Source organism: Gordonia desulfuricans NBRC 100010 (genome assembly GCF_001485495.1).
Taxonomy (GTDB): Bacteria; Actinomycetota; Actinomycetes; order Mycobacteriales; family Mycobacteriaceae; genus Gordonia; species Gordonia desulfuricans.
In genome coordinates, this window is record NZ_BCNF01000098.1 from 1 (window position 1) to 10,429 (window position 10,429).

8 protein-coding genes are annotated in these 10,429 nt (G+C 67.2%); 4 read left to right on the top strand and 4 right to left on the bottom strand.

The window, feature by feature from the left end:
- Positions 1 to 298: 298 nt before the first annotated feature.
- The 3 genes from GD1_RS16010 to GD1_RS16020 are packed head-to-tail and all read right to left on the bottom strand — an operon-like array spanning position 299 to position 3,454.
- Positions 299 to 1,276 (bottom strand): alpha/beta hydrolase family protein, encoded by a 978-nt coding sequence (locus tag GD1_RS16010; protein WP_059038207.1) that lies wholly within the window; start codon positions 1,274 to 1,276, stop codon positions 299 to 301.
- 26 nt (positions 1,277 to 1,302) lie between these two features.
- Positions 1,303 to 2,253: a transporter substrate-binding domain-containing protein gene (locus tag GD1_RS16015; RefSeq protein WP_244882797.1), complete on the bottom strand. Its 951-nt coding sequence runs from the start codon at positions 2,251 to 2,253 to the stop codon at positions 1,303 to 1,305.
- 31 nt (positions 2,254 to 2,284) lie between these two features.
- Positions 2,285 to 3,454 (bottom strand): polysaccharide deacetylase family protein, encoded by a 1,170-nt coding sequence (locus tag GD1_RS16020; protein WP_059038200.1) that lies wholly within the window; start codon positions 3,452 to 3,454, stop codon positions 2,285 to 2,287.
- Positions 3,455 to 3,610: 156 nt separating this feature from the next.
- Between GD1_RS16020 and GD1_RS16025 the strand changes: the two genes are divergently transcribed.
- Positions 3,611 to 4,237: a hypothetical protein gene (locus GD1_RS16025; protein ID WP_157079514.1), complete on the top strand. Its 627-nt coding sequence runs from the start codon at positions 3,611 to 3,613 to the stop codon at positions 4,235 to 4,237.
- 74 nt (positions 4,238 to 4,311) lie between these two features.
- On the top strand, positions 4,312 to 5,220 hold the full coding sequence (locus tag GD1_RS16030; RefSeq protein ID WP_244882799.1) for an SGNH/GDSL hydrolase family protein: 909 nt from the start codon (positions 4,312 to 4,314) through the stop codon (positions 5,218 to 5,220).
- A 16-nt stretch (positions 5,221 to 5,236) separates the two neighbouring features.
- On the opposite strand, the gene GD1_RS16035 is transcribed toward GD1_RS16030, so the two are convergent.
- Entirely contained in the window at positions 5,237 to 5,839 is a 603-nt protein-coding gene (locus GD1_RS16035) for a SanA/YdcF family protein (protein ID WP_244882800.1), read from the bottom strand.
- A gap of 100 nt (positions 5,840 to 5,939) precedes the next feature.
- Between GD1_RS16035 and GD1_RS16040 the strand changes: the two genes are divergently transcribed.
- Positions 5,940 to 7,346 (top strand): WS/DGAT/MGAT family O-acyltransferase, encoded by a 1,407-nt coding sequence (locus tag GD1_RS16040; RefSeq protein WP_059038203.1) that lies wholly within the window; start codon positions 5,940 to 5,942, stop codon positions 7,344 to 7,346.
- Positions 7,347 to 7,730: 384 nt separating this feature from the next.
- A partial coding sequence (locus tag GD1_RS16045; protein ID WP_059038205.1) for a (Fe-S)-binding protein occupies positions 7,731 to 10,429 on the top strand: 2,699 nt, incomplete at its 3' end.

A 10,429-nucleotide genomic window follows, 5' to 3' on the forward strand; every position in this document is an offset into this window, starting at 1 on the left:
CCACATACCTGCACCCGTTCTCCGCGATCGCGGCGCGGTCGCTGATCAACCACCAGACCGGCGGCAACACCCCGCCGACGTCGAACGAGCGTGCGCCGAACTCGACGCCACAGACCAACCCATTGCGTTCGCCTCAGCCGACGCTGCCGCGCCGGCATCCGCCGAATCACACCCCGTGTCCGAGGTCAGGGGCCAAAGCCCATCGGCCTGGACCACTCCGACCACCGAGAGTCTGAAACAGGTCGACTCCCAAACCGATTCAGCGACGAACCACCAGTTCAGGAAGAACCATCAAGTGTCAGCCCGACCGCTGCGCGTTGTAGGCGGCACGGCTGATGGTCTCCAGCACCACCGTGAACGCCGGCGCCCGTGGATCGACGATGGTGCCGTGATCGGTGTCGTCGAGCAACACCAGTCGCGCCGACCCACCCGCGGCCTTGTCGGCGGCCACATAGTTCTGCGACAGCACCGGCGGCACCACCTTGTCGTTCTTGCCGACCATCGCGATGGTGGGGGTGGCGGGGTCGAGGTTCTGGATCGGGTCGACCGAGGTGTAGCGGTCGGGGACCTCGTCGGGTTCACCGCCCAGCGCCCGCACGATCCGGTCGTCACCGAGCTTCACCGCGACCCGCATGTCCAGTGGACCGGCCAGTGAGATGACGTTGGTGGGACGGAACTTCGGTTCGGCACCCACCTCGCCGGACTCGAGTTTGTGCCGGGTGCCCGCCCACATCGCCAGTTGTCCGCCCGCCGAATGCCCGACGACCACCGCATTGCGCTCGTCGATCTCCGGGATGCTCGCGGCCACGGTCGGCACGTAGTCCAGTGCGGCGGCGACGTCTTGGAAGGTGGTCGGCCATCCGCCCCCGGACCCCACACGCCGGTACTCGACGTTGTAGACGGCGAGGCCGCGCTCGGCGAGTCGCCGCGAGAAGGTGACGAAGGTGTCGGCACCGACCTGCGACTGCCAGGATCCGCCGTGGATGAGGATCACCAGCGGCACCGAGTTCTCCCCCTGCGCCCCCTTCGGCAGGAAGACATCGGCCCAGTTCTGGTCGTCGTCGCGGCTGCCTGTGGTGGTCGGATAGAGGTAGCGGCGGGCATCGACATTCGACGAGGCCACCACCTTCGCGAAATCTGCTGCGGCCGCGCCGGGATCGGCCGTCGATGCGGTCGGCACCGCGTCGGTGGAGGTCGACGAGCAGCCGGCGAGCACGAGCCCGACGGCGAGTGCGCCGCAGAGTCCGGTCAGCGTGCGGCGCACCGTGGTTCGCATGGTCCGGCGACTCCTGAGCTGGGTGGTCATGACTCGGTCGCCCCGTTGATCGTGGACGTGGCGATCAGTCCGTCCTGCAGCCCCCACCGGTGTGCGATCGCCGACAGCCGTCCGCTGTCGAGGAGTTCCTGGACCGCATCGCGAAGTGGTTGTGCCAGAGCCGATCCCTTCGCCACCAGGAAGGCATACGGTTCGGTGTCGAAGGGGGTTCCGGCCACGCTCAGTGCGCCGGACGAGCGGGCCACCGCATACGCGACGACCGGCGAGTCCGCACTGATCGCGTCGACCGCACCGTCACGGAGTGCGGTGACGGCCTGGTCGAGCGTGTCGAATCCGACCACATCGATCGGCTGGTCGCCGATGGTCTCGCACGCCGAGCTCTTGGCGGGCAGTTCGGTGTCGGCCTGTACCGTGCCGGTCTCCGCGGCAACGCGGAGACCGCACGAGTTCTCGGGGTCGACGTCGCTGCCGGCGCGCTGCATCCACTGCGTCCCGCCGCTGAAGTAGGTGACCATGTCGACCTGCTCCTCGCGTGGTCGGGTGTCGAAGATCAACCTTGCCCCCACATCGAAGGTGCCGTCGTGTACGCCGGGCAGGATCGACGGGAACCCGGTGGTGCGGATGTCGGTACGCAATCCGAGGATCGTGGCGGCCTCGCCGATCACGTCGACGTCGAATCCGACGACCGTTCCGTTCTTCTCGAATTCGCCGGGCGCGAACGGAACCGCGGTCCCGACGATCAGCGCGCCCCGGCTCCGGATCGGTTCGGGGACGCGGGCGGCCAGAGCGTCGTCGCGCGTGGCGGTGGTCGACTCGCCACCCGATGCCGACGTCGACGTCCCGGATGCCGACGTCACAGTTCCTGACGTCACAGATGACCCGGCCGAGGTGTCGTCGCCGCCCGACGAACAACCGGCCACCGCGACTGCGAGCAGCACCGCGAGCCCGGCCGCGCTCAGACGCGCCGTCCGGGTCACGGCCCGGTCCCCGAATCTCCTCATTCGCACCTCACTGGTTTGCCGACACCGCAACCGGTGGTCGGCTCGTCCACTCCTGCAGCACCTTCGGGTCCTGCACCTCGAGCCACGCCACCACATCGGCGTGCGTCGCACAGATCACCTCGGGCCGGCCGCAGGTCTCGGTCATGAACTGCGCGGTCGCCGGGTTGAACGCATTGCCGTTCCAGTCGTTCATGTGATTGGCGATCACCAGCGGCGCGCGGTTGCCCTCATATGCCCGCTTGAACATGTACCGGTAGGTGTCCAGCACGACACGTCTGATCCGGGCCTTGTCCTTGGGCCGGTCCTGTGCACCGTTGACGGTGTACCAGAAGTTGTAGTCCAGCACGGTCTGTCGTTTCCGTAGCGGCGGTGACCACGCGTACGGGATCTGGAATTCCCAGATACCGCGGATCTTCGACGGCCAGTAGACCCCCGGCTGGGCGGCAGGCATCGAGGAGTCCCACGTCATGTCGTGCGCCCGCAGCGCCGGAAAGAGTTTCGCTGGGGTGCCTTCGAGACACTGGGTCCGGCCACCCTTGACCTCCTGCGGCCCGAAGGCCAGATCGGGGCCAGTGGTTATCCCGTTGTTGCTGCGCCAATTGGCCATCAACGAGAAGAATTGGTCGAGCTCGTGATTCCATTCCCGGGTACTCCAGTTCTTCCCCGGATTGCGCGTGCCCGCGCAGAAGTGTCCGACGTAGTGGGTACCCAGTTCGTGACCGCCATACCAGGTGCGATTGAGGTATTCGATCTGTTCGATCACCTCGGCTTTGGTTCCACCGAAGGCCAGTGCGGACTCCCCGGGCCGGTATCCCGGGCCGCGGTAACGTTTCTTTGCCTTGTCGGTCAGAAAGTAGAGGCCGGTCATCAATGCGCTGAATCGCGCATCGGAGCGTTCGGCTGCCTCGAGGAAAAGATCCCAGTTCTTCGACACCCCGACGCCGTCGAAGGAGAAGAGGACGAACTGCGGCGGCTTCTCACCGGGCGCCAACGGCCTGATCGGGACATTCGACGCGCGGCGGACCGGTGTCGGATCGGGCTCGGCGGCAGCCGAGGAGGACGTGTGGGGGAAATCCACCGCCGGGGCACTACCGGAGCTCTGCCCACAGGCCGAGAGCACCATCAACGCGACCAGCCCGACGAACAGGGGGCCGACGCGTCGCGGCGGGTGTCTCATCACGGCCTTTCTGGTCGCCCGACGCACATGGTGACGAAGCATATCGGACATATCGGGAATGCGATAGTTTCGTGTGAAATCGAAAAACCGCGTCGCACACGAACTTCGTCACGGTACCGCGCGCCCACACACGAAACCGCGGTCGACAAACGAGTGTTGTCCGATGTAACCGTTTTGTTGACTTCCTTTCGGTGCCGGCGGTCGAGCAATAATGTCGCTTCTGATGAGGACCGCGCCCTACCCGATCTTCGGGTTCTCCTTGGGCACCAGAGAGCGAAAGGCGACATGAGAACCCCGAATCGAGCGCTGATCACAGCCGGGCTGTTGAGTACAGCCGTCCTGACCCTCAGCGCGTGCAGCGGATCCGATGGCGACACCCCGGTGTCGAGCTCCAGCGCCAAGCCGTCACCGTCGACCCCATCGTCATCGGTCACCACATCGAGGGCCACAACGACCCCGAACGACGCCGAGCAGAACGCCCCGGCCACGACCACCCGGCCGCAAAGCCAGCACCAGAACACCACCACTCCGGCGCGCGACGACGATCCGGGCGGCCACGCGTGCACCGACCAGAGCGGCGCACCGGGCAAATACGTCTGGGACAACACGGGAAATCAGTGGATCTGCGAGATCACCGGCGATGCACCGCGAGTCACCACGACCACCAAATCGCCGGTGCGCGATGACGACCCGGGCGGCCACGCATGCACCGACCAGAGCGGCGCGACAGGCACCTACATCTGGGCCGAATCGACCCAGCAGTGGGTGTGCCAGATCGGCTGACCCGGCGGCTGACCCTGCACCGATCAATTCCTGAGGATGTAGACCGTACCGTGATGTTCCCAGCACGATCGGGCGTGGCGAGGGACCCGGGCCGCGCCACGCCCACCCTCGCATCGACCCTTGCCACGATCATCGCCGTTACCCTCGCGGCCACCGCCTGTACCGATACCAACTCGGACACGGCTGCACCGCAGGCGCTCCCACCGTCCTCCGGGTCTCATTCGGGACCGCCCGAACAGTATGTGGCGCTGGGCAGTTCCTATGCCGCCGGACCGGGCGGCAGCGTCCTGACCGACGCCCCGTGTGGCCGGTCGAAGGACAACTATCCGAACAAGGTCGCCGAGTTGCTCGGTATGCGGCTGGTGGACGTGACCTGTTCGGGGGCCACCACCGAGGACATCCTGCATCGCGCTCAGCCGAATGCGGCGAGCGCCCCGCAGATCGAGGCGATCACCGCCGACACCACGCTGATCACGGTCACGATCGGCGGCAACAACATCGCCTACATCCCCCGGGTGATGGCGCAGAGTTGCCTGACGGCCGGGCCGTTCGAGCCCGGTGGCCACTGCAACCCCCATCCCTCACCACGGCCGCCGGATTCGGCATACGCCGAACTCAACCAGTCCCTCGACAACATGCTCGTCGAGATCGAACAGCGGGCGCCGAAAGCCCGGGTGGTGTTCGTCGACTATCCACCCCTGGCCCAGCACGGCGACGAGCCATGCTCGGAGATGCCGTTGACACGTGAGCAACTGGCGCTGACCCTCGACGTCCTCGACAACGTCACCGAGGCGATCTCCGAGGCGGCTACGGAGGCCGGCGCACACCTGGTACGGGCGTCCCACGCCGGCCGAGGTCACGGTGTGTGTACCGCCGATCCCTGGCTGTACGGCTGGGAGGCGCCGGCCCCGTATCATGAACGCCCGGCGGGCAAGGTGGCCATCGCTCATCTCGTCGCCGAACTGGTCGAGCGCAACGAATAGACGCCATGGCACGGTATCAGCCCGAGATGGCGGTCAACAGTGCCCGAGGCCGGGCGAGGAACGTCTCGCGCAGGTGATTGCGGAACACCGTCGGCCATGAGCACGCGCACTCCGCCACCACGCCGGTGGGGTCGTCGACGCCCAGGCGCCGGCACAGGGCGATCGCCCGGTCGAGGTGGAAGTCCTGGGTGATCAGCACCGGACGGCGCACCTCGAAACGATCACGAAGTCCGCGACAGGTGTCGGCGGTGTCGAAGCCGACGGGGTCGTCGACGATGACCGCGGCGGGCACCCCGCGCGCCTCGAGGTAGGCGCGCATCACCGCGGGCTCGTCACCGGCATCGGCGGAGCCGTTGCCCGAGTTGATGATTCGCGCCACATGACCGTCGCGGTAGAGGTCCAGCGCAGTATCGAGGCGGCCCCGCACATAGTCGCCGGGTTCACCGTCGGAGACCAGTGACCCGAGAACCACCAGCGTGCTGTCACGCGGAAGGGTGCCCGCGCCCACCACCCGGCCGGCCGCGGCGACGTACACCCAGGTCGCCGCGACCGCGACGATCAGTTCCACGGCGATCAGTCCGAACACCACCAGACGCCCCGCGACGAAACGGACACTCACCCGCACCACGGTAGTGAACCCGTTGTACTGTGACCTGAACCACACGCGGTTCGGTCGTCGTGCGCCCGGACCCCACGCACGCGGAGGGAGGCGCAGCGCCATGGAGTACATGCCTGTCACCGAATCGATGTTCCTGATCGCGGAGACCCGGGAGCAGCCGATGCATGTCGGCGGCCTGCAGCTGTTCGTCCCCCGCGAGGGTCAGACCGGCACCGAGCTCGCCGAGGAGATGATCGACCGGTTCACCCGCTGCACCGAGATCGACACCCTGTTCTGCAAGCGGCCGGCCTCCCCGGCGAGCATGCTCGGGGTGTTCGCGTGGTCGCACGACGACGAGATCGACGTCGACTATCACGTCCGCCACGCCGTCTTGCCCCGCCCCGGCCGCATCCGCGAGCTGTTCCGGTACGTCTCGCTGCATCACAGCGCCCTGCTCGACCGGAATCGGCCGATGTGGGAACTGCACATCATCGAGGGCCTCGACGACGGCCGGGTGGCGCTCTACTCCAAACTCCATCACTCGCTGATCGACGGGGTGTCGGCATTGCGACTGCTGCAGCGGACGCTGAACGCAGACCCCGACGACCGCTCCGGCACCGCCCCGTGGGACCCGGCGCTCACCCGGCACCGGCGTCGCCGCGATCCGGCGCACGCCCCCTCGCCGTCGTCGCCGATCTCGGGGATCCTCGGATTCGCCGGCACCGCCGTCGGGATCGGAACCCAGCTCGTGGGGATCGGTCCCGCCGCCGCGCGGATCGCATGGACCGCGATGACCAACTCCGATTTCGCCGCACCGTTCCGCCCGGCCCCCCGGACCATCCTCGACGTGCCGATCGGCAGTGCCCGACGCTTCGCCGCACAGCAGTGGTCCACCGAGCGGGTGCGCGCGGTCGCCTCCGCGATGGGCATCACGATCAACGACGTCATCGTCGCGATGTGTTCGAGTGCGCTGCGGTCGTATCTGATCGACCGTGACGCCCTGCCGGCGGCGCCGCTGCTGGCCGCGGTCCCGGTGTCGATGCACGACGAGGGCGATTCCGACGGCAACGCGATCACCGCGATCCTCACCAACCTCGCCACCGACCAGCCCGACCCCGAGCGGCGTCTGCACACCCTGGTCAATTCGATGCGCGAGTCGAAGCGGGTGATCCGCAACCTGTCACCGCTGCAGGCACTGGCCTACGGCGCCGCGACGATCGTCTCGCTCGCGCTGGCCCCGGTGCCCGGCTTCGTCCGCTACACCCCACCGCAGTTCAACCTGATGATCAGCAACGTGCCGGGACCGAGCGAGCACATGTACTGGAACGGGGCACGGCTCGACGGCGTCTACCCGGTGTCGGTGGTGATGGAGGGCATGGCGCTCAACATCACCGTGACCACCACGGCCGAGCACGTGAACTTCGGCCTGATCGGCGCACGCAAGGAGCTTCCGAGCCTGCAGCGCCTGCTCACCCATCTCGACACCGCCCTCGACGAGCTGGAGAAGGTGGCAGATCTGCCGGGGTGACCGAATCGCGCATTTCCGGTGACCAACATCACCGCCTGACCGACATCTCCACACCACCCTGCAGATGATTCGCCACCGGCAAGCCGATCGGCCTGACCATTTCGTGATGGCCGACACAGTGACGGATCGACATGACACAGGTCATTCACCGGCAGCTGGACGGACAAGGTCGCAGTGTCAGATCCATCTCCTGACTGGCAAGTAAGTTACTGGCGGGTATCGTAAGCGCGGCAACCTACCAATCCTACCAAGCGCTACTTAGGGCAACCTTCGCAGCGCTCAGGTGTCCTCAGGATTTACGGTTACCTATACGAGACGTCCGACCTCGCGCACGTCAGCCCTGCGCTGGAGGTTCGGCGACACACCAGAGAGGGGCCGGACGCCGTGAATGCCACGACGATCACCATCGGCATCATTGCCGCGGTCATCAGCCTGGGTTGCTGGGCGCTCTTCCTGCGTGGCGTGTGGACCATGGTCCGCGCGATCGCCCAGGGACAGCGTGTCGACAGCTCGCGCTTTTGGCCGTTCTTCCCGCGACTGTGGACGATGCTCAAGGAGTTCGTCGCCCACACCCGGATGGTCAAGTTCCGATCCGTCGGCTGGGCGCACTGGCTGGTGATGTTCGGCTTCCTGATCGGTGCCATCTTCTGGTTCGAGGCCTACGGTCAGATCTTCGACCCGAGCTTCCACTGGCCGATCATCGGTGGCTGGAACGTCTACATCTTCGCCGACGAGATCCTCGGCCTCGGCACCGTCATCGGCATCACGACGCTGATCGTCATCCGCCAGCTCAACCACCCGCGGGTCCCCGAACGCATTTCCCGGTTCTCCGGTTCACGCTTCGGCGCCGCGTACTTCGTCGAGCTCGTGGTCCTCGTCGAGGGCCTGGGCATGATCTTCGTCAAGACCTTCAAGATCGCCACCGGCCTCGAGCACGCCCCCATCTGGACGTCGTTCTTCACCCACTACTTCGCGCAGCTCTTCGAGGGCTGCTCGGTCTACTGGGTGACCGCCGCCGCCGTCGTCAAGCTGATGAGCGGCATGATCTGGCTGGCCGTGGTCGGCCGCAACATCGACTGGGGTGTGGCCTGGCACCGCTTCGCCGCCTTCCCCAACATCTACTTCAAGCGTGAGGCCGACGGCGGCGTCACCCTGGGTGCGGCCAAGCCGATGATGTCGGGCGGCAAGGTCCTCGACATGGAGACCGCCGACCCCGACGTCGACGCCTTCGGTGCGGGCAAGGCCGAGGACTTCTCCTGGAAGGCCTGGCTGGACTTCACCACCTGTACCGAATGTGGTCGCTGCCAGAGCCAGTGCCCGGCATGGAACACCGGCAAGCCGCTGAGCCCCAAGCTGCTGATCATGTCGCTGCGTGATCACGCACAGGCCAAGGCGCCGTACCTGATCGCCGGTGGCCGCACCGACATGGGCGGCGACGAGGTCGGTCTGGTCGACGCCGACGGCAACGTCGACGAGGCCGCGCTCGCCAAGATCCCCGCGTCGGCCCGCGCCGAGGCCGCCCGCAAGCTGGTCGGCGAGTCCAAGGGTGTGATCGGCGGCGGCGAGGGCATCGAGGCCGTCGACGGCGCCTTCGATCCCGAGCAGCTCGGTGCGGTGATCGACACCGAGACCCTGTGGAGCTGCACCACCTGTGGCGCCTGTGTCGAGCAGTGCCCGGTGGACATCGAGCACGTCGACCACATCATCGACATGCGCCGCTACCAGGTGCTGATCGAGTCGGACTTCCCGTCCGAGCTCGCCGGCATGTTCAAGAACCTGGAGAACAAGGGCAACCCGTGGGGCCAGAACGCCTCGGCGCGCACCAACTGGATCGACGAGATGGACATCGAGATCCCGGTGTTCGGTCAGGACGTCGAGTCGTTCGAGGGCTTCGAGTACCTGTTCTGGGTCGGTTGCGCCGGCGCCTACGAGGACCGCGCGAAGAAGACCACCAAGGCCGTCGCCGAGCTCCTCGACATCGCCGCGGTGAACTTCATGGTCCTCGGCGAGGGCGAGACCTGTACCGGTGACTCCGCTCGCCGCGCGGGCAACGAGTTCCTGTTCCAGATGCTGGCGCAGCAGAACATCGAGATGATGAACGAGGTCTTCTCGACCGCTCCGCAGCAGCGCAAGAAGGTCGTCGTCACCTGTGCGCACTGCTTCAACGCACTGGGCAACGAGTACCCGCAGCTCGGTGCCACCTACGAGGTCGTCCACCACACCCAGCTCCTCAACCGCCTGGTGCGGGAGAAGCGTCTGGTGCCGGTCGCCCCGCTCGGCGAGGGCGTGACCTACCACGACCCGTGCTACCTGGGCCGCCACAACAAGGTCTACGACGCCCCGCGTGAACTGATGGCCGCATCGGGCTCGGCACTCACCGAGATGCCGCGTCACGGCGAACGATCCATGTGCTGTGGTGCCGGTGGCGCCCGGATGTGGATGGAAGAGCAGATCGGCAAGCGGATCAACATCGACCGGGTCGACGAGGCCCTGTCGACCCTGGGCGATCCGGGGACCGCCACCAAGAAGGTCGCGACCGGCTGCCCGTTCTGCCGCGTGATGCTCACCGACGGTGTGACCGCCCGGACCTCGGGTACCGAGAACGAGGGCAAGATCGAGGTCGTCGACGTCGCCCAGCTGCTGCTGGAGTCGGTCAAGCGCGGCGCCCCCGAGGTGACCCGTGGCGGCCGCTTCCTCGGCCCGATCGCCAAGCCCGCTCCGGAACCGGAGCCCGAGCCCGAGCCAGTGGCAGCCCCCGCGGCTGCTGCGGCCACGGCCGCCGCCGGGACCGCCACGGCCCCGAAGCCGAAGGTCGGACTGGGTATGAAGGGCGGCAAGAAGCCGGGTGGGGCCAAGCCTGCGCCCGCTGCTGCCGCCGCCGCACCGGCAGAGGCACCGGCCGACAAGAAGCCGGCCGCCAAGGGCTTCGGCATGAAGGGCGGCAAGAAGCCCGGCGCTGCCGCCAAGGCCGCCCCGGCTGCAGCCGCACCTGCCGCCGCGCCCGCTGCCCCCGAGGCCGCCGCACCTGCTGTCGAGAAGAAGCCCGCCGCCAAGGGCTTCGGCATGGCCGCGGGCAAGCGTCC

Bases quoted from the DNA above. Each gene is read 5' to 3' on its own strand.
- GD1_RS16020 (WP_059038200.1), bottom strand. From the start codon at position 3,454: ATGAGACACCCGCCGCGACGCGTCGGCCCCCTGTTCGTCGGGCTGGTC.
- GD1_RS16010 (WP_059038207.1), bottom strand. From the start codon at position 1,276: ATGCGAACCACGGTGCGCCGCACGCTGACCGGACTCTGCGGCGCACTC.
- GD1_RS16040 (WP_059038203.1), top strand. From the start codon at position 5,940: ATGGAGTACATGCCTGTCACCGAATCGATGTTCCTGATCGCGGAGACC.